Annotated in this window: 18 protein-coding genes; 6 read left to right on the forward strand and 12 right to left on the reverse strand. The window is 70.7% G+C overall.

All coding sequences use genetic code 11. The features are described from left to right. Positions 1-115: 115 nt before the first annotated feature. The 6 genes from dnaG to P1K89_RS14015 form a co-directional block, all read right to left on the reverse strand. Complete coding sequence (gene dnaG / locus P1K89_RS13990; RefSeq protein WP_284617051.1) at positions 116-1975, reverse strand: DNA primase; 1860 nt, start codon at positions 1973-1975, stop codon at positions 116-118. Positions 1976-2016: 41 nt separating this feature from the next. Further along, positions 2017-5094 carry a bifunctional diguanylate cyclase/phosphodiesterase gene (locus P1K89_RS13995; RefSeq protein ID WP_284617052.1) on the reverse strand — a complete coding sequence of 1026 codons (3078 nt, stop codon included), beginning with the start codon at positions 5092-5094 and terminating at the stop codon, positions 2017-2019. 150 nt (positions 5095-5244) lie between these two features. Continuing rightward, positions 5245-5553, reverse strand: coding sequence for an H-NS histone family protein (locus tag P1K89_RS14000; protein WP_284617053.1), 309 nt, complete (start codon positions 5551-5553; stop codon positions 5245-5247). 88 nt (positions 5554-5641) lie between these two features. Then, the gene (locus P1K89_RS14005; RefSeq protein WP_284617054.1) at positions 5642-5914 is read right to left on the reverse strand and encodes an oxidative damage protection protein; all 273 of its coding nucleotides are present in this window, start codon (positions 5912-5914) and stop codon (positions 5642-5644) included. A 58-nt stretch (positions 5915-5972) separates the two neighbouring features. After that, positions 5973-7313 (reverse strand): amino-acid N-acetyltransferase, encoded by a 1341-nt coding sequence (gene argA, locus P1K89_RS14010; protein WP_284617055.1) that lies wholly within the window; start codon positions 7311-7313, stop codon positions 5973-5975. A gap of 64 nt (positions 7314-7377) precedes the next feature. Then, positions 7378-7977 (reverse strand): helix-turn-helix domain-containing protein, encoded by a 600-nt coding sequence (locus P1K89_RS14015; protein WP_284617056.1) that lies wholly within the window; start codon positions 7975-7977, stop codon positions 7378-7380. A 93-nt stretch (positions 7978-8070) separates the two neighbouring features. Between P1K89_RS14015 and kbl the strand changes: the two genes are divergently transcribed. Both kbl and P1K89_RS14025 read left to right on the forward strand, forming a co-directional pair. Continuing rightward, positions 8071-9285: a glycine C-acetyltransferase gene (gene kbl, locus P1K89_RS14020; protein ID WP_284617057.1), complete on the forward strand. Its 1215-nt coding sequence runs from the start codon at positions 8071-8073 to the stop codon at positions 9283-9285. After that, a complete protein-coding gene (locus P1K89_RS14025) occupies positions 9282-10241 on the forward strand; it encodes an NAD-dependent epimerase/dehydratase family protein (RefSeq protein ID WP_284617058.1) in 960 nt (319 codons plus the stop codon). The genes kbl and P1K89_RS14025 overlap by 4 nt, the downstream gene beginning before the upstream one ends. A gap of 7 nt (positions 10242-10248) precedes the next feature. Here P1K89_RS14025 and P1K89_RS14030 read toward each other — a convergent pair whose 3' ends face one another. Further along, a complete protein-coding gene (locus P1K89_RS14030) occupies positions 10249-11049 on the reverse strand; it encodes an alpha/beta fold hydrolase (RefSeq protein ID WP_284617059.1) in 801 nt (266 codons plus the stop codon). Position 11050: 1 nt separating this feature from the next. Further along, a complete protein-coding gene (locus P1K89_RS14035) occupies positions 11051-12352 on the reverse strand; it encodes an O-acetylhomoserine aminocarboxypropyltransferase (protein WP_284617060.1) in 1302 nt (433 codons plus the stop codon). A 101-nt stretch (positions 12353-12453) separates the two neighbouring features. Here P1K89_RS14035 and P1K89_RS14040 point away from each other — a divergent pair, with 101 nt between their 5' ends. From P1K89_RS14040 to P1K89_RS14055, 4 genes are all read left to right on the forward strand, one after another. Next, positions 12454-12918, forward strand: coding sequence for a CBS domain-containing protein (locus tag P1K89_RS14040; protein ID WP_284617061.1), 465 nt, complete (start codon positions 12454-12456; stop codon positions 12916-12918). A gap of 122 nt (positions 12919-13040) precedes the next feature. After that, positions 13041-14141 (forward strand): chorismate synthase, encoded by a 1101-nt coding sequence (gene aroC, locus P1K89_RS14045; protein WP_284617062.1) that lies wholly within the window; start codon positions 13041-13043, stop codon positions 14139-14141. A 200-nt stretch (positions 14142-14341) separates the two neighbouring features. After that, positions 14342-15547, forward strand: coding sequence for an efflux RND transporter periplasmic adaptor subunit (locus P1K89_RS14050; RefSeq protein ID WP_284617063.1), 1206 nt, complete (start codon positions 14342-14344; stop codon positions 15545-15547). 19 nt (positions 15548-15566) lie between these two features. Next, positions 15567-18797 (forward strand): efflux RND transporter permease subunit, encoded by a 3231-nt coding sequence (locus P1K89_RS14055; protein ID WP_284617064.1) that lies wholly within the window; start codon positions 15567-15569, stop codon positions 18795-18797. 70 nt (positions 18798-18867) lie between these two features. Here the strand turns inward: P1K89_RS14055 and P1K89_RS14060 are convergent, their stop codons facing one another. From P1K89_RS14060 to gcvP, 4 genes are all read right to left on the reverse strand, one after another. Next, complete coding sequence (locus P1K89_RS14060; RefSeq protein WP_284617065.1) at positions 18868-20409, reverse strand: methyl-accepting chemotaxis protein; 1542 nt, start codon at positions 20407-20409, stop codon at positions 18868-18870. A 150-nt stretch (positions 20410-20559) separates the two neighbouring features. Further along, complete coding sequence (locus P1K89_RS14065; RefSeq protein ID WP_284617066.1) at positions 20560-21951, reverse strand: L-serine ammonia-lyase; 1392 nt, start codon at positions 21949-21951, stop codon at positions 20560-20562. 15 nt (positions 21952-21966) lie between these two features. Then, entirely contained in the window at positions 21967-23433 is a 1467-nt protein-coding gene (locus P1K89_RS14070) for a flavin-containing monooxygenase (protein WP_284617067.1), read from the reverse strand. Continuing rightward, positions 23434-26331, reverse strand: coding sequence for an aminomethyl-transferring glycine dehydrogenase (gcvP, locus tag P1K89_RS14075; protein ID WP_284617068.1), 2898 nt, complete (start codon positions 26329-26331; stop codon positions 23434-23436). Positions 26332-26404 lie beyond the last annotated feature (73 nt).

The raw sequence follows: 26404 nt of genomic DNA on the forward strand, positions 1-26404 counted from the left end.
GCGTACCCGTGTCGCGGGTGGCCGGGGCCCGGAGGTGCTGCCGTCACTCTTGCCGAGTGCAACCAATCCAGCATTATCGGCGAGATTGCCGAATGCGTCAAAGCGCGAGGGGGATTCAGCGCCGCGGGCCGCCCGTTTCGGCCGGCGGGGTGGGCGCCTTGAGCTCGGCCCGAAGCGCCAGAAGCGCATTGCGGCGTTCGGTGGCCGCGTCCGACAACTCACCCGACTCGATCAGCCACTGCAGTTCGTCGTCGACGGCGCGCTGGCGCAGGCGGTGCAGCACGGCATCGATTTCCGCCTTCGGCTCGTCGTGCTCGAATTCGTGGAAGCCGCGCACCCGCGCCAGCAAGGGGCGCAGCGTGTCCGCCTCGGCATCCCGCTCGAGCTCGTCGAGCAGCGCCGCCATCGTCATCGGTCCGTGGTCGTGGCAGACGCGCTCCAGCGCCGCGAAGAAGCCGCCGTAGGGCGAGGGCTGGCTGGCGAGCAGGTCGTGGTCGTCGGCGGGCAGCGCCTGCCAGAGCGCGGCATGGCGGGCCAGCAGCCAGGCGCTTCGATCGAGCAGGGTCGCCGTCTGCGGCGGCGCCCGCAGGCCGCCCATCGCGCGGGGCCGGAACGCGGCGGGCCTGCGCTCGCCCGGTTCGGCGGCCGCCGCGGCGCGGTCGCGCCGGCCGCCGGTGCGTGACCAATGGGCTGTCAGCGTCGCCAGGTCCACGCCGCCGCGCTGCGCCAGCTCGCTCATCAGCTGCTCGCGCAGCAGCCCGTCCGGCAGCTGTTCGATCAGTGGCCGGGCCTGGCCCAGCATGCGCGAACGGCCCTCTGCGGTCGCCAGGTCGCAGTCGACCGCCGCCTGGACGAGCAACTGGGCCGACAGCGGCACCGCGGCGGCGACGGCGTCGTCGAAGGCCTGAGCCCCGTGCTCGCGCACGTAGCTGTCCGGATCGTGCTCCGGCGGCAGGAAGAGGAAGCGGATGCTGCGCAGGTCGGTGGCGTGCGGCAGCGCGGCTTCGAGCGCGCGGGCGGCAGCGCGCCGGCCGGCTGCATCGCCGTCGAAGCTGAAGACCACCGACTCGGTGAAGCGGAACAGCTTCGCGACATGATCGGCGGTGCAGGCGGTACCCAGGGTCGCCACCGCGTTGCCGAAGCCGGACTGCGCCAGTGCCACGACGTCCATGTAGCCCTCGACGACCAGCGCGTAGCCGCGTTCGCGCAGCGCCTGGCGCGCCTCGAACAGGCCGTAGAGCTCCTGGCCCTTGTGGAAGACCGGCGTTTCCGGGGAGTTGAGGTATTTCGGCTCGCCCTGGTCGATCACCCGCCCGCCGAAACCGATGACGTCGCCGCGCACCGAGCGGATCGGGAACATGATGCGGTCGCGGAAGCGGTCGTAGCGCTTCTGTTCCGCTTCATCCTCTCCCTGCACGATCACCAGGCCGCATTCGGCGAGCTGCGGATCGTCATAACGAGGGAAGACGCTGGCCAGCGTGCGCCAGCCGTCGGGCGCGTAACCCAGGCCGAAGCGCGCGGCGATGGCCCCGGTGAGCCCTCGCCGCTTCAGGTAGTCGATCGCGCGCGGGCTGGCCTTCAGCGCACGGCGGTAATGGTCCGATGCGCGCGTCAGCAGCTCGCTCAGCGTCGCGCGCTGCTCGCGTTCCTGCGCGGCACGCGCGCGGTCCTCGGGGCTGGCCGAGTTCTCGGGCACCTGCAGGCCGACCTGCTGCGCGAGCTCGCGCACCGCGTCCATGAAGCCGAGGCCGCCCTGCTCGGTGAGGAAGCGGATCGCGTCGCCGTGCGCACCGCAGCCGAAGCAATGGTAGGTCTGGCGCGACGGGCTGACGATGAAGCTCGGCGTCTTCTCGCCGTGGAACGGGCACAGGCCCTTGTGGTTGATGCCGGCCTTCTTCAGCTCGACATGGCGGCCGACGACCTCGACGATGTCGACGCGCGAGACGAGGTCCTGGATGAATCCCTGGGGCAGCACGGCGGGAAGTCTAGGCGAGGCGGCGCGGCCGCCCGGCGCGCTCAGCCGATGTCGCCGCCGGGCGCGTTGCCTTGTGCACGTTCGGCGGTCGGTCCCGCCGCCGGCAGCGGGGCCGTCGGCGCGGCGGCGAGCGAGAACAGCCCGCGCCACTCGCGCACCCACTGCGCGACGTCGGCCGCCGGCATCGGCGGCGCGATGCCGGCACCCTGGCCGATCTCGCAGCCCATGTCCAGCAGCAGCCGGGCCTGCGCCGGCGTCTCGACGCCTTCGGCGACCGCGATGCAGCCGAAGGTGCGTGCCAGGCTGATCACACCTTCGACGATCGCCCGGTCCTGCGCGTCGCCCAGCATGTTGGCGACGAACGAGCGGTCGATCTTCAGCACCTGCAGCGGCAGGCGCTTCAGGTAGGTCAGCGTCGAGTAGCCGGTGCCGAAGTCGTCGAGCGCCCAGCTCACGCCGAGCCGGGCGCAGCGTTCGAGCAGTGCCGAGGTGAAGCCGATGTCCTGCAGCGCTGCGGTTTCCAGCACTTCGAGCTCCAGCCGCGGCCCGAGCGGCTGCGCGTGGCGGGCGAGCAGCTCGGCCAGGCGCTGGGCAAAGTCCGGCTCCTGCAGGTGACGGGCGGAGATGTTGACGCTGACCGACAGGTCGAGACCTTCCGCGGACCAGGCCTCGAGCTGGTCCAGCGCGCGCGCGAGCACATGGTCGCCGACCCGCGCCGACAGCCCGGTGTGCTCGATCAGCGGCAGGAACTGTGCCGGCGGCACGAGGCCGTGTTCCGGATGGTTCCAGCGCAGCAGCGCCTCGACGCCGAGCACGACGCCGCGCCGCAGGTCGACCTTGGGCTGGTAGTACAGCGTCAGCTCGTCGCGGTCGAGCGCTTCCTGCACGCGGCCGATCGCGACGACGCGTTCCTCGGTGCGGCGGCTGTGCTCCGGGTCGAAGAACAGGTAGCCGTTGCGGCCCGACTGCTTGGCGCCGTACATCGCGTGGTCGGCGTGGCGCAGCAGCGTGTCGGCATCGCTGCCGTCCAGCGGGTAGAGCGTCGCGCCGACGCTGGCGGTGATCACGATCGCATCGCCGCCGGCCGTCAGCACGAAGGGCTGGGCAACGACGCGCAGCACGCGCTCGACGGCGGCGCGCGCCTCGTCGACCGTGCCGGCGCGCAGCAGCAGCGCGAACTCGTCGCCGCCCAACCGCGCGACGACGTCGGCCCAGGCCGTGCCGCGCGCGCGTAACGCGGTGCGCAGCCGCGTCGCCAGCTCGGCCAGCAGGCGGTCGCCGGCCTGGTGGCCGAAGCGGTCGTTGATGGCCTTGAAGTGGTCGAGGTCGAGGTAGCAGACCGCCATCAGGAAGCCTTCGCGGTCGGTCGAGGCCATCGCCTCGACCAGCAGCTGGCTCAGGCGCGCGCGGTTCGGCAGGCGGGTGAGCTCGTCGAAGTTGGCCTGGCGCTCCATGCGTTCGTGCTGCAGGCGCTGCTCGGTGACGTCGCTGACCACCAGCACGTGGTAGCGCAGCGCGCCGTCGGGACCATGCACCGCCGACACCGTGACGTGCAGCGCGCACGGATCGCCCGAGCGCCGGCGTTCGACGATCTCGCCGACCCAGTTGCCGCTGGAGCGCAGCGCGGCCCACAGGCTGGCCTGCTGCTGCCGCGTGATCGGGTCGGGCGCGACCGGCCGCAGCAGGCTCGGCACGCTGCCCAGCAGCTCCTCGCGCGGCACGCCGGTGATGCGCGAGTAGGTGGGGTTGGCGTCGAGCACCCGGAACTCGGCGTCGGTGATCAGCAGGCCCTCATGCAGGTGCATGAAGAGGTTCGACGACAGGCGCTGCCGGTCCTCGGCGCTGCGGCGGGCGCCGATGTCGGCCAGCGACGCGACGACACGCGCCGGCTCGCCGGCCTCGTCCCGCTCGACGACGGCCACATGCACGTCGAACCAGCACCAGGCGTCGCGCACGCGCAGGCGCGCTTCGTGGCGCAGTCCGGCGCCGAGCGGGCTGCCGTCGACCGGTGCCAGCGCGCTGCGCAGCGCGGCGCGTTCGTCGGGATGCACGCGGGCGAGGAAGCGCTCGATGGTCGCGGTCTGCACGCCGCTGGGGTCGTCCATCAGCGCGCGCCAGCGCGGCGACGTGAAGCCGTCGCCCGACGGCAGGTTCCAGTCCGCGACGCCGAGGTCCGAGCCCTCCAGCGCCAGCTGCGAACGTTCTTCCAGCCGGGTCAGCTCGCCGATCGCGACATGCGGCAGCAGCACCACCGCGACCAGTGCGGCGATCCAGGCCCACAGCAGCACCGGCGCGCCGGCGCCGACCAGCGCCGCGAAGGGGCCGGCCCCGACCGCCGTGCCGAGCAGCAGGCCGCTTGCGGCGAGCAGCACGCCGATCGCGGCCGGCAGCAGTCCACCCCGCAGCACCAGCAGGCACAGCAGCACGGGGGGCAGCATCAGCCACGCGAAGGCGGTCGCGCCGGCGCGGCCGGGCAGCAGCGCGAAGGCGGTGGCCGCCAGCGCGCCGGCCAGGAGCATCGGCGCGAGCAGCCGGTTGTCGTCGCGCAGCGCGCGCGACCAGCCGCGGCCGTTCGCGGCCAGCAGCGGCAGGCCGGCAACGAGCACACCGAGCGCCTCCGCGATCCAGCGTTGCAGCCAGGCGATCGGCAGGTCGATGGCGCCGATGGCGCCGATGACCGCCAGCCACACCACCGTGTTCGCCGCGCTCAGCACGCTGGCGCCGAGCACGCCGGCGCCGATCAGCAACGACAGGTCGCGGTATTGCTCGAGGCGGCCGTTGAAGTTCGCGCGCATCAGCCAGCGCGTCGCGAGCCAGGGCGCGGCGGTGCTGCCGACCGTGAGCGCCAGCGCGAGCAGCGGGCTCGCGCCGGCGCTCCAGGCGACGAGCGCGTGCGCCAGCGCCACCGCGGGCAGCTGGCCGGCCCCCCAGCGCAGCAGCATGGCCAGCGCGACGCCGGCCATCGGCCACAGCACCGGCAGCTGCGACGGCGTGGCCGGGAACGCCCGGCCGAGCACGCCGGCGGCGAGTGCCAGCGCCAGCACGATGGCCGAACGACCGCCCCAGCGCGCCAGCAGGGCGGCGCCGGGAGATCGGGCAAGAGCGGAGAGCGAGGGCAAGGTTCGGGAGCGGACGCGCGTTGTGCTGGCCGAGGGGGATGCTAGGGGCGCCGCGCTGCGCGCCGGCCCGGGGACCCGCGACCCGGTGGCCCTTGAATCGGGGTCAGCCGCCGCTGCACCGGGCGCGGGCCGAGGGGCCCGGCGTCTCGGTCAGATCACGAAGTCCTCGATCCTGCGACCGGCTTCGATCGCCGACTTCAGCCACTTCGGCTGCAGGCCGCGGCCCGACCAGGTTTCGCCGGTCGCCGCGTTGCGGTATTTCGGCGCCACCTTGCTGCCGGCGGCCTTGACGGGTTTCGGCGCGGTGGTCTTGCCGGCAATATCGGCCGCGGTCAGACCATATTCGGCCATCAGCGACTTGATCTTCGCGATGGCCGCGGCACGCTCCTCGCGCTGCGCCTCGGCAATCTTGCGTTCGATTTCGGCGCGCTGGGCCAGCAGTTCCTGCAGCGAGGGCATCTGGAAAATCTCCGTGGAATGGACGCGCGGCAGTATAGGGGCCGCGCGCGCGGCGGCGATCCCAGGTTTCTACGTGGCGCGTCGAATATCAGGGATTGGGCGGCACATACCCGGCCGGCTGGTCGGCGCCTTCGCCGAAGAAGAATCGCTCCATCTGGCGCGCGAGGTATTGGCGCGCCCGCTGGTCGGCCAGATTCAGGCGGTTTTCATTGACCAGCATGGTCTGGTGCTTCATCCACAGCTGCCAGGCTTCCTTGCTGACGTTGTCGTAGATGCGTTTGCCCAGCTCGCCGGGATACATCGGGAAGTCCAGGCCTTCGGCTTCCTTCTTCAGATAGACGCATTGAATGGTGCGGGGCATGTCGGCTCTCCGGAGGACGGTATGTATGTTTGTCGGATCGCTGAACGCGCGCGGCCGTTCAGCCGAGTTTCTTGACCAGCACCTGCGAGCGCCGGTCCCAGTTGTACTTGCGCTTGCGGGCTTCGGGCAACCAGTCGGGGTCGACCTGCTGGAAACCGCGCTTGATGAACCAGTGCATCGTGCGCGTGGTCAGCACGAAGATACTGTCGAGGCCGAGCGACCTGGCGCGTTGCTCGATGCGCTTGAGCAGGCGTTCGCCGTCGCCTTGGCCCTGGACCTGCGGCGATACGGTGAGCGCGGCCATTTCGGCGGTGCGCGCTTCCGGATAAGGGTACAGCGCGGCGCAACCGAATATCACGCCATCGTGCTCGATGACGGTGTAGTTGGCGATGTCGCGTTCGATCTCGGTGCGCTCGCGGCGCACCAGCGTGCCGTCGCGTTCGAAGGGCTCGATCAGCTGCAGGATGCCGCCGACGTCGTCGGCGGTGGCCTCGTGCACGGTCTCGAGCTTCTCGTCGACGATCATCGTGCCGATGCCGTCGTGGGTGAACACCTCCTGCAGGATGGCGCCGTCGTCGGCCAGCGGCAGGATGTGCGAGCGCTCGACGCCGCCTTCGCAGGCCTTCACGCACTGCTGCAGGTAGAACGCGAGGTCGGTCGGCTGGTTCGGCGGCGGCAGCTGCGCCAGCAGCCGCTTGGCGTCGGCCAGCGCCAGCTCGGTGTCGATCGCGCTGTCCGGATCGTTCTGGTCCTCGCGGATGCCGGCGATCTCGGTCATGAACAGCAGCTTGTCGGCCTGCAGCGCGATCGCGGTGGCGGTGGCCACGTCTTCCATCGTCAGGTTGAAGGCTTCGCCGGTCGGCGAGAAGCCGAAGGGGCTCAGCAGCACCATCGCGCCGATGTCGATCGCACGGCGGATCGCCGCGGCGTCGACGCGCCGGACGAGGCCGGAGTGCATGTAGTCGACGCCGTCGACGATGCCCACCGGCCGCGCGGTGAGGAAGTTGCCCGAGACCACACGCACCGTCGCGTTGGCCATCGGCGTGTTCGGCAGGCCCTGCGAAAAGGCCGCCTCGATCTCGAAGCGCAACTGGCCCGCGGCCTCCTGTGCGCAATCGAGCGTCACGGCGTCGGTGATGCGGGTGCCCCGGTGGTAGCGTGAGGTCTGGCCCTTCGCGGCCAGCTGTTCGTTCACCTGCGGCCGGAAGCCGTGCACCAGCACCACCTTGATGCCCATCGCGTGCAGGATCGCGAGGTCCTGCACGAAGGCATTGAGCTTGCCCGCGGCGATCAGCTCGCCGGTCATGCCGACGACGAAGGTATTGCCGCGGTACTTGTGGATGTACGGCGCGACGGCGCGGAACCAGGGGACGAAGGTGTGCGGGAAGACCAGGCTCATTTGGGCCGGATTGTGCCCCGCAGCGAGGGCGGCCTCCTCGTCTGGCGCACAGCGGGGTCGTCGATCAGGGCGCGTGCAGCACGACCAGCAGCGCCTGCGCCACCGTGCGGCCGGCATTGCGGATCGCATGCGGCCGGTCGACCGGGTAGCGCGCGGTCTCGCCGGGCTTCAGCCGCGTGCTGGCCTCGCCCGCCTCGACGTCGATCTGGCCCGACAACACGCTCAGGTGCTCGCGCGAGCCGGGCTCGTGCGGCGCGGACTCCAGCGCGGCACCCGGCTGCAAGGTCAGCTCGTACCACTCGAAGCGGCCGGCGAGCTCGATCGGGCCCAGGATGCGCAGCCGGCAGCGCGCGTCTGGGGCGCCGAGCGTCGGCGTGTCCTGCGCGGCGACGGTGGTGATCACCGGCGCATCGATGCGCGGCGCGTCCGCCAGCAGGTCGGCCAGCGGCACGCCGAGCGCATTGGCCAGGCGCCAGACCACGGCGACCGTGGGGTTGGCCTGTGCGCGCTCGATCTGCGAGAGCATCGACTTCGACACGCCGGCGCGGCGCGACAGTTCGTCCAGCGACAGCGACTGCTGCTCGCGCAGCGCGGCGAGCGCTTCGCCCACGCGGGGCGGTTGCGGCGGTTCCGGCAGGGCAGGGCGGGGCGTGCGGGCGTTCATCGGGCGGGTGCAGTCCGGCTTGTCGCAAGGAATGTTGTTCAGTATAGTGCACGAATCGTTCGCTAAGTCGAACACGTTCGATCGATCCGCATCATGACCGACACCACCGCCTTCCTCACCCACGTGCGCGCCGAGCTGCAGGGGCTTCGCGATGCGGGCCTCTTCAAGGGCGAACGCATCATCACGACGCCGCAGGGCGCCCAGGTGCATACCGCCGACGGCCGCGACGTCATCAACCTGTGCGCCAACAACTACCTCGGCCTGTCGGCGCACCCGCAGGTCATCGAGGCCGCGCACGAGGCGCTGCGCACGCATGGCTACGGCCTGAGCTCGGTGCGCTTCATCTGCGGCACGCAGGACATCCACAAGACGCTGGAGCAGCGCATCGCGCGCTTCGTCGGCACCGAGGACGCCATCCTCTACGCCGCCGCCTTCGACGCCAACGGCGGCCTGTTCGAGCCGCTGCTCGGCGAGGCCGACGCGGTGATCAGCGACGAGCTCAACCACGCGTCGATCATCGACGGCATCCGGCTGTGCAAGGCCCAGCGCCACCGCTACAAGCACAACGACATGGCCGACCTGGAGGCGAAGCTGCGCGAGGCGCGCGCGGCCGGTGCGCGCTTCATCATGGTCTTCACCGACGGCGTGTTCTCGATGGACGGCACGATCGCGCAGCTCGACGTGATGCGAAAGCTCTGCGACGCGCACGGCGCGCTGCTGGCGATCGACGAGTGCCACGCCTCCGGCTTCATGGGCGCGACCGGCCGCGGCACGCACGAGCACCGCGGGCTCCTGGTGAACGGCCGCTCGAAGGTCGACATCATCACCGGCACCTTCGGCAAGGCGCTGGGCGGCGCCAGCGGTGGTTTCACCGCGGGTCCGAAGGAGGTGATCGAGCTGCTGCGCCAGCGTTCGCGGCCCTACCTGTTCTCGAACACGCTGGCGCCGATGATCGCGGGCGGTTCGATCGCGGTGCTCGACCTGCTGGAAGGCTCGACCGCGCTGCGCGACAAGCTGCACGAGAACACACGCTACTTCCGCCAGGCGATCACCGAGGCCGGCTTCGACATCAAGCCGGGCGAGCACCCGATCGTGCCGATCATGGTCTACGACGCGGTGAAGGCGCAGGCGCTCGCGGCGCGGCTGCTCGAGCTGGGCATCTACGTCGTCGGCTTCTTCTTCCCGGTGGTGCCGAAGGGCCAGGCGCGCATCCGCGTGCAGCTGAGCGCGGCGCACGAGCGCGCGCACCTGGAGAAGGCCGTCGCGGCGTTCCGGCAGGCCGGCCTTGAACTGGGGCTGGTCAAGTGAGCACGCCCCGCATCCTGATCATCGGCGCCAACGGCCAGATCGGCACCGAGCTCGGCGAGGCGCTGATCGCGCGCCACGGCGCCGACGCGGTGATCACCAGCGACCTCGCGCCCGAGGGCCGGCTGAAGCAGGTGCGGCACGAGGCGCTGGATGTCACCGACGCGGCCGCGCTGGCCACCGTCGTCAAGCGCCATGGCATCAACCAGGTCTACTTGCTGGCCGCCGCGCTGTCGGCCAACGGCGAGAAGCACCCCCAGTGGGCCTGGAACCTGAACATGAACGGCCTGCTGAACGTGCTGGAGCTGGCTCGGCAGGTGAAGCTCGAGCGCGTGTTCTGGCCGAGCTCGATCGCCGCCTTCGGGCCGCACACGCCGCGCACCGCGCCGCAGGAAACGGTGATGGACCCGAGCACGGTCTACGGCATCAGCAAGCTCGCCGGCGAGCGCTGGTGCGACTGGTACCACCGCAACCACGGCGTCGACGTGCGCAGCCTGCGCTACCCGGGCCTGATCAGCTGGAAGACCCCGCCCGGCGGCGGCACCACCGACTACGCGGTGGACATCTTCCACCACGCGCTGAAGACCGGCCGCTACACGGCGTTCCTCGGCCCCGAGACGCGGCTGCCGATGATGTACATGCCCGATGCGATCCGCGCCACCATCGAGCTGATGGAAGCGCCGCCGGCCGCCATCCGCGAGCGCGGCTCGTACAACCTGGCCGCCTTCAGCTTCACGCCGAGCGAGATCGGCGCGGCCATCGCCAGGCGCATTCCCGGCTTCAGGCTCGACTGCGCGCCTGACTTCCGCCAGGCCATCGCCGACAGCTGGCCCCAGGCCATTGTCGACGACGCCGCGCAGCGCGACTGGGGCTGGCGCCCGCGGTACGACCTGCAGGCGATGGTCGACGAGATGCTGGAAGCGCTGCGGCCGCTCGTGGCCGCGCAGAACGCCGGTTAGGCGCCTGTCAGGCGAGCGCGCCCCGCAGCGCGTTCAACACCCCGTCGGGTTGCTCCTGCATCAGGCTGTGGCCGCTGGGCAGCGTGTGCACACGGGCCTTCAGCGCCGCCGCGAGCTCGCGCGTGGCCTTCGGGTTCGTCATCTGGTCGGCGCTGCCGAGGATGAAGTGCACCGGGCAGGCCACCTTCGCCGCCGCCTGCAGGCCGTTCGCATAGCGGTCGCAGACGCTGAAGTCGTGGTGGAACAGGTTGACGTCCTTCTGCGCACCGTGCACGCGCCGCATCAGCGCGCGGTTCGCACCGTGCTGCCAGGTGCCCGGGGCCGGGTAGCCGGGCTTGCTGGCATGGCTGGAGATCGAGAAGTTGTTGACCATCTCGATGGCCTTCAGCGGCGCGTCGCGCGCGGTGCTCAGCAGCGCCTCCGACACCTTCATCGGGTAGGCGGTGGCGATCATCACCAGGCGCGTGATGCGCTCGGGCGCGCGGCCCGCGGCTTCCAGCGCGATCAACGAACCCATGCTGTGGCCGACCAGCGCGGCCTGCTGCACGCCGGCGGCGTCCAGCAGCGCCAGCGTCCAGTCGGCCAGCGCCTCGACGTCGGGCAGCGGTGGGCCCTCGCTGCGGGCGTGGCCGGGCTCGTCGACGGCCAGCACGCTCCAGCCGTGGTGCGCGAACCAGCGCGACAGCAGCGTCCAGATGCTGTGGTCGTGCAGCGCGCCATGAAGGAAGACCAGCGTCGGCAACGCCGGGTCGAACGCCTTGCCGCCGGTGTAGGCGTAGGCCCTGCGGCCTTGCACGGTGAGCTCCATCTCAGGCCCCCGCCTTCTCGGCCGCGCGCAGCGCCCGCTTCAGGTCGTCGATCAGGTCGTCGGCATCCTCCAGGCCGATCGACAGCCGGATCGTGCCGGGCCCGATGCCGGCGCGCGCCAGTGCCGCGTCGTCCATGCGGAAGTGCGTCGTCGTCGCCGGGTGGATCACCAGCGATCGGCAGTCGCCGACGTTGGCGAGGTGCGAGAAGATCTTCAGCGCCTCGATGAAGGCCTTGCCCTGGTTGCGGGAGCCCTTCAGGTCGAAGCTGAAGACGGCGCCGCAGCCGCGCGGCAGCAGCTTCTTCGCCAGCGCGTGGTCGGGATGGTCCGGCAGTTCCGGGTAGCCCACACGCGCCACCATCGGCTGCGCCGCGAGGAAGTCCACCACCTTGCGCGTATTGGCGATGTGCCGCTCCATGCGCAGCGGCAAGGTCTCGATGCCCTGCAGGATCAGCCACGCGGTGTGCGGGCTCATGCAGGCGCCGAAGTCGCGCAGGCCTTCGCGGCGTGCGCGCAGCAGGAAGGCGCCGACGCTGCTTTCCTCGGCGAAGACCATGCCGTGGAAGCCGTCATAGGGCGCGCTGAGCTCGGGAAAGCGGCCGGACGCGGCCCAGTCGAAGGCACCGGAGTCCACCAGCAGCCCGCCCACCACCGTGCCATGGCCGGACAGGAACTTGGTCGCCGAATGGAAGATCAGGTCGGCGCCGTGGTCGAAGGGCTTCAGCAGCCAGGGTGGCGTGAAGGTCGAATCGACCAGCAGCGGCAGCTTCGCGTCGTGCGCGATCTGCGCGACGGTCGGGATGTCCAGCACGTCGAGGCCGGGGTTGCCGAGCGTCTCGCCGAAGACCAGCCGCGTATTCGGACGGATCGCCTCGCGCCAGCCGTCGATGTCGCCCGGCTTGACGAATGTCGTGTCGATGCCGAAGCGGCGCAGCGTGTAGTCCAGCAGGTTGTGCGAGCCGCCGTAGAGCGCCGCGCTGGCGACGACATGGCTGCCCGCGCCGGCGAGCGTGGCGATGGCCAGGTGCAGCGCCGCCTGGCCGCTGGCCGTGGCGATCGCGCCGACGCCGCCTTCCAGCGCCGCGATGCGCTCCTCCAGCACCGCGTTGGTCGGGTTGCTGATGCGGCTGTAGACATGGCCCGAACGCTCCATGTTGAACAGCGACGCCGCATGCTCGCTGCTCTCGAAGACGAAGGACGTGGACAGGTGGATCGGCACCGCGCGCGCGCCGGTCGCCGGGTCGGGCGCGGCGCCGGCATGCAGCGCGAGGGTGTCGAAACCGGGGTCGGAGGGGCCGGGCATGGTGCAACGCTGGGGTGTTGTGTCAGGGCATTGTGTGCTATGTTTTTTCGACCCCCGGCGACGCTGCCGGTCATTCGCGCAAGGCAAGAGGAGACTTCCCCATGAAGGTCAGCGACATCCTTCGGGTCAAGGGCAATACGCTGTACACGGTACCGCCCGAGCAGCCCCTGGCCGAGGCGGTGCAGACCATGGCCGAGTTCGACATCGGCTCGCTGGTGGTGATGAACCACGGTGAACTGGTCGGCATGCTGACCTTCCGGGAGGTGATCGCCGCCGTGGTGAAGAACGGCGGTTCGGTCGGCTCGCTGGTCGTGCGCACGGTGATGGACGACGCGCCGCTGACCTGCACGCCCGAGACCGAGATCGACGAGGTGCGCCGCATGATGCTGGGCCGCCACGCGCGCTACATGCCGGTGCTCAACGGCCGCACGCTGATGGGCGTGATCTCGTTCTACGACGTGGCCAAGGCCGTCGTCGACAGCCAGGACTTCGAGAACCGCATGCTCAAGGCCTACATCCGCGACTGGCCGGTCGAGGAGGAAGGCGCGGCCGAGCCGAAGCTCTAGGAGGCCATGCGGACCCCGTGGCCCGCGGCAGCGATGCCGCGGTGCAGCAGGGCTGCGACAATCCGGGGCCCGGCGCTCGTTCGCGAGCACCGGGCCCTTCGTCCATCCAAGGCCCTCGATCGATGTCCGGCAGCACTTTCGGCGAACTGTTCCGCGTCACCAACTTCGGCGAGAGCCACGGCCCGGCGATCGGCTGCGTGATCGACGGCTGCCCGCCCGGGATGGAACTGTCCGAGGCCGACATCCAGCCCGACCTCGACCGCCGCCGCCCCGGCACCAGCCGCCACGTGACGCAGCGCAACGAGCCGGACGCGGTCGAGATCCTGTCCGGCGTCTACGAGGGCCGCACCACCGGCACGCCGATCTGCCTGCTGATCCGCAACACCGACCAGCGCAGCAAGGACTACGGCAACATCCTCGACACCTTCCGCCCCGGCCATGCCGACTACACCTACTGGCGCAAGTACGGCCTGCGCGATCCGCGCGGCGGCGGCCGCTCGTCGGCACGACTGACGGCGCCGATGGTCGCCGCCGGCGCGGTGGCCAAGAAGTGGCTGGCGGCCCAGCACGGCACCACCTTCCTCGGCTGGATGAGCCAGCTCGGCGATATCGCCATCCCGTTCGAGGACGAGGCGCAGATCCCGCTGAACCCCTTCTTCGCGCCGAACGCGGGCATCGTGCCGCGGCTGGAAGAAGCGATGGACGCGCTGCGCAAGGCGGGCGATTCGGTCGGCGCCCGCATCGAGGTGCGCGCGCGCGGCGTGCCGGTGGGCCTGGGCGAGCCGCTGTTCGACAAGCTCGATGCCGACATCGCCTACGCGATGATGGGCATCAACGCGGTCAAGGGCGTGGAGATCGGCGCCGGCTTCGGCGCCGTCAGTCAACGCGGCAGTGAACACGGCGACGAGCTGACGCCGGCCGGCTTCCGCGGCAACAACGCCGGCGGCGTGCTCGGCGGCATTTCCACCGGCCAGGACCTCGTCGTGTCGATCGCGATCAAGCCGACCAGCTCGATCCGCCAGCCTCGCGCATCGATCGACCGCGCCGGCCAACCCAGCGTCGTCGAGACCTTTGGCCGCCACGACCCCTGCGTGGGCATCCGCGCGACGCCGATCGCCGAGGCCATGCTGGCGCTGGTGCTGATGGACCATGCGCTGCGCCACCGCGCGCAATGCGGCGACGTCACGTTGCCGATTCCGCCGATTCCCGCTTCGGCGGGCTGATCCGCCCGGCCCCTTCCGGTTCCCGCCGTTCGTCGGCCGGCGGCGCATTTCATCCTTCCGCCGGACGCGGCCATCGGCCGCGCATGCGGTTCGTCGCCACGAACCCGCGCTTCGTCGCACACTGCGCTGCGGCCCGGAACCCCAGTCCTAGACTCGCGCCGCTTTACAAGATCGTTGCATTGCGACGGAAGGATGAAGACATGCGCAAGAGTCGTGTGATCGGGGGTGGTATTGCGGCCGTCGCTGCGGTGGCGGTCGCGGTGGGCGTGGTGATGATGCAACGCAACGCGGGCGCGAAGGCCCCCGACAGCGCGGCCACCGCCAAGAGCGCCAAGGGGCCGAAGGACGCCGCGTCGGCGCCGCCGCTGGAGTTCCGCACCACCGAGGTCGTGCAGCCGACGATGGCCACGATGCCGAAGCTGATCGAGTTCTCGGGTCCGCTGGTCGCGCCGAACACCGCCATCGTGCGCGCAAAGGCCTCGGGCACGCTGCTGGCGCTGCAGGTCGCCGAAGGTCAGCGCGTCACCGCCGGCCAGGCGCTGGGCCGCATCGACCTGGCTGAACTTTCCAACCGGGTCGCCGAACGCAACGCCAACGTCGAATCGGCGCGCGCGACCCTCGCCCAGGCCGAACGCACGCACGCCTCAAACGAGCGGCTCGCGCAGCAGAACTTCATCTCGCCGAACGCGCTCGAGAACTCCCGCGCATCCGTCGAGACCGCCCGTGCCGCGCTGAATGCCGCGCAGGCTTCGCTGGACACCACGCGCGTGGGCCTGCGCGAGGCGGCGCTGGTGGCGCCGATCGGCGGCATCGTCGCCAAGCGCCATGTGCTGCCCGGCGAGAAGGTGAGCATCGAGCAGCAGATGCTGACGCTGGTCGATCTGCAGAAGCTGGAGCTGGCCGGCAGCGTCGGCACGCACGAGGTCGGCGCGCTGGCGCCGGGCATGACGGTGCAGGTGAAGGTCGAGGGCGTCGAAAAGCCGGTGATGGCCAAGCTCGCGCGCATCGCGCCGGCCGCCGAACCGGGTACGCGCTCGATCGGCGTGACGATCGCGCTCGACAACCCGAAGGAGACGCTGCGCGCCGGCCAGTACGCCATCGCCCGTGTCGAACTGCAGGACGCGCAGCAGCGCCTGTCGGTGCCGATCCCGGCGGTCGGCAGCACCTCCGGCCAGGACCATGTCTGGCTGATCGAGGACGGCGCGCTGATGCGCCGCGCGGTGACACTGGGCCGCCGCGACGAGGCCGCCGGCCGCGTCGAGGTGCTGACCGGCGTGTCTCCCGCGAGCCGTGTGCTGGCGATGCGCTTCGACAACCTGCGCGAAGGTGCGAAGGCCTCGGTGGTCGCCGGCAAGCAGCCGGCGGTCGCGTCGGCCGCCGCGTCCAGCACGCACGCCACGCGCTGATCGCACCGGGAGCCTCACCATGTGGATCACCCGCGTATCGATCAAGAACCCCGTCTTCGCGACGATGGTGATGGTCGCGCTGCTCGTGCTGGGCCTGTTCGCCTACAACCGCCTTGGCGTCGAGCAGATGCCCGACATCCAGTTCCCCGGCGCCTTCATCGACGTCGCCTACCCCGGCGCCTCGCCGGAGGCAGCCGAGCGCGAGGTCGCCAAGGTCATCGAGGAATCGCTGAACAGCATCGGCGGCGTCAAGCGCATCAACTCGCGCAGCTTCGAGGGCCGCAGCCAGACCAGCATCGAGTTCAACCTGAACACCGACATGACGCGCGCGATGCAGGACGTGCGCGACCGCATGTCGCAGGTGCAGGCCGCGCTGCCGAAGGACGCGAAGACGCCGACCATCGTGCGCTTCAACAACGACAACGCTCAGCCGGTGGTCGTGATGGCGCTGATGAGCAAGTCGCGCTCGGGGCGTGAACTGTCGCTGCTGGCCGACCAGAACGTCAGCAAGCGGCTCGCGCGCATCGACGGCGTCGCGCGTGTCGACATCAGCGGCATGGCGATCCGCGAGGTGCGCATCAACCTCGACCCGGCGCGGCTGCGCGCCTACGGCATCACGCCGGCGGAGATCGCCACCGCGCTGCGCGAGGCCAACGTCGACCAGCCGGTCGGCCTGCTGAGCGACGCCACCTCCGACGCGATCCTGCGCGTCGAGGGCCGCGCGCGCGATCCGCGCCAGTTCACCGACTTCGTCGTCGCGCGCCGCAACGGCCTGGCGCTGACCTTGGGCGACCTCGGCCAGCTCGTCGAGCGCGAGCGCGAGTTCGAGTCGCTGGCCCGCATCAACGGCCAGCGCGCGGTGACCTTCAACGTCTTCAAGCAGCAGGACGCCAACATCGTCGCCACCGGCGAAGCGGTGAAGGGCGCGATGGACGAACTGCGCAAGACGCTGCCCTCGGACGTCGAGCTGCGGCTGATCTACGCGTCGAGCGATTTCGTCAAGGGCTCGCTCGAGGGCCTGAAGCACACGCTGATCGAAGGCGCGATCCTGACGGTACTGATCGTCTTCCTGTTCCTGCACTCGTGGCGCTCGACGATCATCACCGGCCTGACCCTGCCGATCGCGGTCATCTCCAGCTTCATCGCCGTCTATGCCTTCGGCTTCACGCTGAACTTCATGACGATGATGGCGCTGAGCCTGTGCATCGGCCTGTTGATCGACGACGCGATCGTCGTGCGCGAGAACATCGTGCGCCACGTCGCGATGGGCAAGGACCACCACACCGCGGCCTTCGATGGCACCAACGAGATCGGCCTCGCGGTGATGGCCACCACCTTCGCGATCTGCGCGGTGTTCGTGCCGGTGGCCTTCATGGGCGGCATCATCGGCAAGTTCTTCTACCCGTTCGGCATCACGGTCGCGGTGGCGGTGCTGGTGAGCCTGTTCGTCAGCTTCACGCTCGACCCGATGCTGTCGAGCATCTGGAAGGACCCGCCGTCGGCGCACCTGCGCAAGGTGCCGCTGATCGGCTGGTCGATCCGCGCGGTCGACCACGGCATGGACCTCGCGCATGGCATCTACGAGCGCCTGATCCGCTGGGCCTTCTCCGAGCGGCGCTGGAAGCTACTGCCGCTGATCACCTACGGCCGACCCTTCGATGCGCACAAGCGCCGCGACAAGACCCGCGCACGGGTGTGGCGCTGGGCGACGATCACGCCGCGCGGCGTCGTGATGGGCGTCGGCGCGCTGAGCTTCGTCGGCGCGCTGGGGCTGGCGCCGCTGGTGGGCACCGAGTTCGTGCCGCAGACCGACCAGGGCTTCACGCAGCTGTCGCTGCGCATGCCCACCGGCTCCAGCCTCGAGCGCAGCGACCAGAAGGTGCGCCAGGTCGAGGAGATCGTCGCCACCTTCCCCGAGGTCAAGACCGTATCGACCAATGTGGGCGGCCAGGGCCAGGGCTTCGCGGTCGGCCGCGGCCAGGCGACGCTGAACATCACGCTCACCGACCGCAAGGAGCGCCAGCGCTCGCAGAAGGAGATCGAAGGCGCGATCCGCTCGGCGATCGCCAAGATCCCGGGCATCGAGGCCTCGGTCGGCTTCAACCGGCCGATCTACGTCGCGATCCTCGGCAGCGATCCGGTGGGCCTGTCGCGCGTGGCGACCGAGTTCGCCGAGAAGATCAAGAAGATCCCCGGCATCGCCGACGTCGACCTGTCGTTGAAGCCCGGCCTGCCGGCCTACGCCGTGCGGCTGAAGCCCGGGGCGGTGCGCGAGCTGGGTCTCACCGCGCCGCAGCTGGCGTCGAGCCTGCGCGCCTACGTCAACGGCGAGGTCGCGACCTACTGGACCACGCCCGACGGCCAGCAGGTGGAAGTGCTGCTGCGCCTGCCGGAAGAGCAGCGCGAGCGCATCGACCAGATGCGCAGCCTGCCGGTGGCCTTCGCCAAGGACGGCACGCCGATCACGCTGGAGTCGATCGCGACGATCGAGTCGGTCGTCAACCCGGACGTGATCCGCCGCCAGAACCTGCAGCGCCGCGAGGCGATCTTCGCCGGCACGCAGGGCCGTCCGTCGGGTGACGCCGGCGCCGACGTGCAGAAGCTGATCAAGGAGACCAACCTGCCACCGGGCTTCAGCTTCGACGTCGGCGGCGAGACCCAGGAACAGCAGGAAGCCTTCGCCGGCATGCTGGCTGCGATGGGCCTGGCGGCGATCTTCATCTACATCGTGCTGGCCTCGCAGTTCGGCAGCTTCCTGCAGCCGATCGCCATCATGGCCTCGCTGCCGCTGGCGCTGATCGGCGTGATGCTGGCGCTGCTGTTCTGGCGCTCGACCTTGAACGTGTTCTCGATGATCGGCCTCGTCATGCTGATGGGCCTGGTGACGAAGAACGCGATCCTGCTGGTCGACTTCGCGAACCATGCGCGGGCACGCGGCGCGACGGTGGCCGAAGCGTTGCTGGAAGCCGGCCTGATCCGCATGCGCCCGATCATGATGACGACCGCGGCGATGGTCTTCGGCATGCTGCCGCTGGCGCTGGCACTGAACGACGGCGGCGAGATCCAGGCGCCGATGGGCCGCGCCATCATCGGCGGCGTCATCACCTCCACCTTACTGACGCTGGTGGTCGTGCCGGTGCTCTACAGCTACCTGGTGCGCGAGCGGAAGCCGCAGGCCGCGCCGGAGGAAGCGCCGGCGGCGCTCGCCGGCGGCCCGCTGCCGCAGCATGCGCCCGCGGATCGCGACTGAGCATTCACCGCCGCCATGAAGAACGCCGCCCTCGGGCGGCGTTTTTCTTGGCTGGGCGGCGGTATGCCGCTCAGGCCTTGGCGAAAGCCGCCTGGGCGGTCTGGCGGTAGACCCCGCAGCCGACCACCTGCTGCGCGTCGATCTGCACGACGAACGAGGCCTTGGGCTGCACCGCGCCGGACTCGGGATTGATGATGTCGTACTCGATCCAGCCGCCGGTGGCGGGGGTGGCGAAGGCGTCGCGCACGAAGCGGTCGCCGTCGATGCCGGGGATCTCGTGCACGCGCTTGCCTTCGGAGGCCGGCTTCGCGGCATGCACGCGGTAGTGGCCGCCGCGGTCGACGACGAAGATGTAGAGGTCGCGGTCGACGAAGCCGCTGGCCTTGTCGCGGAAGACCTGCGCGGCGGCGGCCAGGCCGCGCTGCTTGATCAGCGCTTCGGCCTTGGCGACCAGCGCACGCGCTTCGTCGGCCGAGCCCTGGCGCAGGCGGATCGAGGCGACGGCGCTCGACAGCGTCTTCGCGCGGCCGACGAGGTCCTGCGACGCGCCGGCCGATTCCTCGACCATCGCGGCGTTCTGGCGCGTGATCTCGTCGAGCTGGCCGACGCTCTGCGACACCTGGGTCAGCTCGCCGCTCTGGCGGGCGCTGGCCTCGGCGATGCGGCGCAGCGAGGTCGAGACGTTGCGCACGCCGCCGACCAGCGCGTCGAGCACCTGGCCGACCGCACGGGTCTGGCGCACCGAGCTCTCGACCTGCTCGCCGGAGCGGGCGATGAGGGTGCGGATCTCGCTGGACGCGGCGGCCGAGCGCTGCGCGAGCTGGCGCACCTCGGCGGCGACGACCGCGAAGCCGCGGCCGGCCTCGCCGGCGCGCGCGGCTTCCACCGCGGCGTTCAGCGCGAGGATGTTGGTCTGGAACGCGATGCCGTCGATCACGCCGATGATCTCGCCGACGCGCTTGGAGCTGTCCTCGAGGCCGGCCATCGCCTCGACCGACGAGCGCATCGCGGCGCCGCCCTGTTCGGCTTCGGTCTTCAGGCGCTCGGTCAGCTGGTCGAGCTGGCTGGCGGCAGTGGCGTTGGCGCTGACCGCTTCGGTCAGCTGGTGCACGGTCTCCACCGTCTGGCGCAGGCTGGCGGCCTGTTCCTCGGTGCGCTGGGCGAGCGATTCGCTGCTGGAGGCGACCAGCTGGCCCGACATGCCGACGCGCACCGCGCTCGAGCGGATCTCGGCGACCAGCGACGACAGCCGCACGTTCATGCCTTCGACCAGGGTGCCGATGACGTGCAGTTCGTCGCTGCCGGGCAGGTCGATCTTGTGCGAGAGGTCGCCGCCCGAGACGGCTTTCACGCCGGTGTGCAGGGCGTCGAGGCTGCGGCCGATGCTGGCGGCGAAGGCGATGGCGAAGTAGCCGGCGAGCGCGAACGCACTGCCGGCGACGGCGAGCGCGCCACCCGAGGCGCCTGGACCGAACGCGCCGGCCAGCGCCGCAAAGCCGACACCCTGGGAGACGAGCAGCGGCGTCGCGACCAGCGTGAGCTTGGCCGGCAGCCGGACACGCTGCATGAGGCGCACGCCAAGGGACAGCGGGTTGAACTTCGAGCCAGACATCGGCAACTCCCGGACCGTTGAACAGACAAGCTGCGGGTTTTGCAACTTTGAGCGCGGAGGGATGTTCGCGCCGTTCGTCTGTCATCGGTCACCGGAATTGCCGTCTTGAGACCTCTCAAATCATTTCGTCGATGCCCCGGGCGGCTTCGTTCAGCATTCCACGATATTCACCGCCAGGCCACCGCGGGCGGTTTCCTTGTACTTGGTCATCATGTCCGCGCCGGTCTCGCGCATCGTCTTGATCACCTTGTCGAGACTGACGTAGTGCGTGCCGTCGCCGCGCAGCGCCATGCGCGCGGCGTTCACCGCCTTGACCGAGGCGATCGCGTTGCGCTCGATGCACGGGATCTGCACCAGGCCGCCCACCGGGTCGCAGGTCAGCCCCAGGTGGTGTTCCATGCCGATCTCGGCGGCGTTCTCCACCTGCTCGGGCGTGCCGCCGAGCACCGCGCACAGCGCGCCGGCGGCCATCGAGCAGGCGACGCCGACCTCGCCCTGGCAGCCGACCTCGGCGCCGGAGATCGACGCGTTCTCCTTGTAGAGGATGCCGATCGCCGCGGCGGTCAGCAGGAAGTCGACCACGCCGCGCTCGGAGGAGCCGTGCACGAAGCGGTGGTAGTAGTGCAGCACCGCCGGAATGATGCCGGCCGCGCCGTTGGTCGGCGCGGTGACGACGCGGCCGCCGGCCGCGTTCTCCTCGTTGACCGCCAGCGCGTAGAGGTTCACCCAGTCCAGCACCTGCAGCGGGTCGCGCAGCGCGGCCTCGGGGTTGGCGGTCAGCGAGCGGTACAGCGCGGCGGCGCGGCGCTTGACCTTGAAGCCGCCGGGCAGCACGCCCTCGGCGCGGCAGCCGCGGCTGACGCAGTCCTGCATCGTGCGCCAGATGCCAAGCAGGCCGGCATCGATCTGCTCGTCGGTGCGCCAGTGGCGTTCGTTGCGCCGCATCACCTCGGCGATGCTGCAGCCGAGCGTCTGGGTCAGCTTCAGCAGTTCATCGCCGCTGTGGAAGGGATGCGGCAGTGCCGTGGTGTCCGGCGCGACCACCTTGTGCCGCGAGCCGTCGGCCGCGACCTCGTCGCTGACGACGAAGCCGCCGCCCACCGAGTAGTAGACGCGGTTGGCGATCTCGGCGCCAGCGCCGTCGAAGGCGGTGAAGCGCAGCGCGTTGGCGTGGAAGGGCAGGGTCTCGCGGCGGTGGAAGATCAGGTCGGTCGCCTCGTTGAACGCCAGGCACAGGCCGCCCGGCAGCATCAGCTGCTGGTGGCTGCGCACGGCCTCCAGCAGCGCGGGAATCTGGTCGACGTCGACCGTGTCGGGCTCGTGGCCCATCATCCCCAGCAGCACCGCCTTGTCGCTGCCGTGGCCCTTGCCGGTGGCGCCCAGCGAGCCGTAGAGGTCGCATTGCAGGCGCATCGCGTCGTCGATCAGCCCGTCGTGCGCGAGGCGCTGCATGAACATGCGTGCGGCGCGCATCGGCCCGACGGTGTGCGAGCTGCTCGGCCCGATGCCGATCTTGAAGAGGTCGAAGACGGAGACGGCCATGGCGTGCTCTCTTGTTCAGCGCAGGTGGATGTCGGCGAGTGCCAGCCGCCGGGTGCGGCGGCGGAACTCGATCGTCGAGCCCGGCCAGAGCGTGGTGATGCGGCCGTCTCGGGACTGGTACCAGCTGTGGCAGCCGCCGGTGGACCAGATCGTGGATTTCAGTCGGTGCTGGACTTCGTCGTCGAAGCGATGGTGCGCCTCGTTCGTGACCGTCAGCGCAGCATGGTGATCGAGCCGTCGCAGCGCGTCGAGCACCAGCGCCAGCTGCGACTCGATGATCTGCAGCATCGAGTTGTGGCCCAGCCCGGTGTTGGGGCCGACCAGGAAGAACAGGTTCGGAAAACCGGCGACCAGCGTGCCGAGGTAGGCGCTGGCGCCGAGGCCCCAAGCCTCGGCCAGCGTGTGGCCGCCCGGGCCGACCACCGGGCAGGGCGGCCCGGCGTCGGCGGCGTCGAAGCCGGTGGCGGCGACCAGCACGTCCAGCGCATGCAGCCGGCCGTCGGCGGTGCGCACGCCGGCAGGTTCGATGCGCGCGATCGGCGTGGTCTCCAGCGCGACGTGGGGCCGCGTCAGCGCCGGGTAGAAATCGTCGCTGATCAGGATGCGCTTGCAGCCCATGCGGTAGCGCGGCGTCAGCGCGTCGCGCAACGCCGGCTCGCGCACCTGGCGCTTCATGTGACGCAGCGCGATCGACTCGGCCGCCGCCAGCCATTGCGGCCGCGTCGTGAAGCCGGGCACGCGGGCCTCGTGCTGCCAGTACAGCGCCGTGCGCCACGTGCGCGCGAAGCCGGGCAGGTGGGTGCACAGCGTGCGCTGCCAGCGCGCCAGCGGCCGGTCGTGGCGCGGCATGATCCACGACGGTGTGCGCTGGAAGACGCGTACTTCGGCCGCTGTGGCGCTCAGTTCCGGCACCAGCTGCACCGCGCTGGCGCCGGTGCCGATGACGCCGATGCGCTGCCCGGCGAGCGGCAGCGAGGGGTCCCAGGCCGCCGTATGCAGCAGGCGGCCGCCGAAGTCATGCAGGCCGTCGATCTCCGGCCAGCGTGGCTTGCTGAGCGCGCCGGTGGCGATCACCACGCTGCGTGCGCGTTGTTCATGCGCCGTGCCATCGGCGCCGCGCAATGTGGCATGCCACTGTTGCGTGGACTCGTCCCAGCGCAGCGCGGCCAGCTCGGTCGACAGCCGCAGGTGCGGCGCCAATCCGAAGCGCTCGACGCAGTCGGCCAGGTAGGCCTGGATCTCCGGTTGCTGCGGGAAGAGCCGGCTCCAGCGCGGATTCGGCGCGAACGAATACGAATACAGCAGCGATGGAATGTCGCAGGCGGCGCCGGGATAGCGGTTGGCCCACCAGGTGCCGCCGACGCCGGCATGGCGCTCTATCACCTGAAAGCCGTGGCGCCCGGCCTGCTTCAGCCGCATGCCGAGCCCGAGGCCGCTGAAGCCGGCGCCGACGATCAGGACATCGAGCGGCGCCGCGGCCATTCAGTCCTCGTAGGCGCTCAGCGGCACGCAGGAACAGAACAGGTTGCGGTCGCCGTAGACGTTGTCGACGCGGCCGACCGGCGACCAGTACTTCTGGCGCCGCAGCGCCGGCAACGGGAAGGCCGCGTCCTCGCGGCTGTAGGCATGCGACCAGTCGGCCTTCAGCAGCGCCTCGGCGGTGTGCGGGGCGTTGCGCAGCGGGTTGTCGTCCTTCGGCCACTGGCCCTGCTCGACCCGGCGGATCTCGTCGCGGATCTGGATCATCGCGTCGCAGAAGCGGTCGAGCTCGATGCGCGGCTCGCTCTCGGTCGGCTCGACCATCAGCGTGCCGGCGACCGGGAAGCTCAAGGTCGGCGCGTGGAAGCCGTAGTCGATCAGGCGCTTCGCGACATCCTCGGCGCTGACGCCGCTCGAGTCCTTCAGCGGCCGCAGGTCCAGGATGCACTCGTGCGCGACGCCGCCGCCGGCGATCTGCGGCAGCTCGCTCGAGAAGTGGATGTCGTAGTGGTCGGCCAGCCGCGCGGCGACGTAGTTGGCCGACAGGATCGCCGTCTCGGTCGCGGCCTGCAGGCCGTCGGCGCCCATCATGCGGATGTACATCCAGCTGATCGGCAGCACCGCGGCATTGCCCAGCGGTGCCGCGGAGACGGCGCCGACGGCGGCGTCGCTGCCCTGGCCCGGCAGCGCCGGCAGGAAGGGCACCAGGTCCTCGACCACGCACACCGGGCCGACGCCCGGGCCGCCGCCGCCGTGCGGGATGCAGAAGGTCTTGTGCAGGTTCAGGTGGCTGACGTCGCCGCCGAACTGCCCCGGCGCCGCGACGCCGACCAGCGCGTTCATGTTCGCGCCGTCGACGTAGACACGGCCGCCGTGGCGGTGCACCAGCGCGCACAGGTCCTTCACGCCGGTCTCGAACACGCCGTAGGTCGACGGGTAGGTGATCATCATCGCCGCCAGGTCCGCGGCATGGGCCCGGCACTTGGCTTCCAGGTCGGCCATGTCGACATGGCCCAGGGCGTCGCACTTCACGACGACGACCTTCAGCCCCACCATCTGCGCGCTGGCCGGGTTGGTGCCGTGCGCCGATTCGGGGATCAGGCAGATGTCGCGCTTCGCGTCGCCGCGCGACGCGTGCCAGGCGCGGATCGCCAGCAGGCCGGCGTATTCGCCCTGCGAACCGGCATTCGGCTGCAGGCTGATGCCGGCGTAGCCGGTGGCCTGCGCGAGCCACGCGCACAGCTGCTGGTTCAGCTCCGCATAACCCGCGAGCTGAGCGGCCGGCGCGAACGGATGCACCTGCGCGAACTCCGGCCAGGTGATCGGGATCATCTCGCTGGTCGCGTTCAGCTTCATCGTGCAGGAGCCGAGCGGGATCATCGAGCGGTCGAGCGCGAGGTCCTTGTCGGACAGGCTGCGGATGTAGCGCAGCATCTCGGTCTCGCTGTGGTGCGTATTGAAGACCGGGTGCGTCATGAATGCGCTGCGACGCAGCAGCGCGGCCGGCAGCATCGGCACCGCGCGGGCGGCGCAGCGCTCGAAGGCGGGCAGCGGCTTGCCGTCCTTCGCGAAGACGCGCCACAGCGCCTCGATGTCGGCGCGCGTCGCCGTCTCGTCGAGCGTGATGCCGATCAGCCCTGGCTTCGCGCGGCGCAGGTTCATGCCGGCGGCTTCGGCGGCAAGCACCAGCGGCTCGGCCTGCTCGCCGGCGCGCACGACCAGCGTGTCGAAGGCGGTCTCGTGCGCCAGCGCCCAGCCCAGCTCCGCCAGGCCCGCGGCCAGCGCCGCGGTGTACGCCGCCACGCGCTGCGCGATGCGCTTCAGGCCCTCGGGCCCGTGGTAGACCGCGTACATGCTGGCCACCACCGCCGGAAGCACCTGCGCGGTGCAGATGTTCGAGGTCGCCTTCTCGCGGCGGATGTGCTGCTCGCGCGTCTGCAGCGCGAGGCGGTAGGCCGGCGCGCCGTGCGCGTCGACGCTGACGCCGACCAGCCGCCCGGGCAGCGAGCGCTTGAACTCGTCCTTCGTCGCCAGGTAGGCCGCGTGCGGGCCGCCGGCGCCCATCGGCATGCCGAAGCGCTGCGTCGTGCCGCAGGCGATGTCGGCGCCCTGTTCGCCGGGCGGCATGAGCAGCGTCAGCGCCAGCAGGTCGGCGGCGGCGATCACCAGGCCGCCCTGGGCATGCACCGCGTCGCTGATCGGCTGCAGCGCCTGGATGTGGCCGTTGACGCCGGGGTACTGCAGCAGCGCGGCAAAGCAGGGCTGCGCGCCGGCCTGCGATGCGGGTCCGACCTGCACAGTGATGCCCAGCGGCTTGGCCCGCGTGCGCACCACGTCCAGCGTCTGCGGCAGCACGTCCTCGGCGACGTAGAACACCTCGGACTTCGACTTGCCCACGCGATGCGCCAGCGTCATCGCCTCCGCCGCGGCGGTCGCCTCGTCGAGCATCGACGCGTTGGCGATGGCCATGCCGGTGAGGTCGGTGACCATCGTCTGGAAGTTGACCAGCGCCTCCATGCGGCCCTGCGAGATCTCGGCCTGGTAGGGGGTGTAGGCGGTGTACCAGGCCGGGTTCTCGAGCACGTTGCGCAGGATGACGCCGGGCGTCAGCGTGCCGTGGTACCCCTGGCCGATGAAGCTCCTCAGCACGCGGTTCTTGCCGGCGATGCGCTTGAGCTCCGCCAGGGCCTCGGCTTCCGAGGCCGCCGGCGGCAGCGCCATCGCCGCGGCGCGGCGGATGTTGCGCGGCACGAGCGCGTCGATCAGCGCGGCGCGGGAGGCCACGCCGATGGCCGACAGCATCTGCTGCTCGTCGGCGGCATCGGGGCCGATGTGGCGGGCGGCGAATTCGCCGGCAGGTTCGAGCGCGGCGAGCGGCGACAGGGCAGGGGACTCGGACATGGTGGGGTGAAGCGAAACCGGGGGTGCCGGAGAACAGCAGGCCGCCGAACGCTCATGGCGCCCGGCGATACGA

This window comes from Aquabacterium humicola, assembly GCF_030167915.1.
Classification (GTDB): Bacteria; Pseudomonadota; Gammaproteobacteria; order Burkholderiales; family Burkholderiaceae_C; genus Pseudaquabacterium; species Pseudaquabacterium humicola.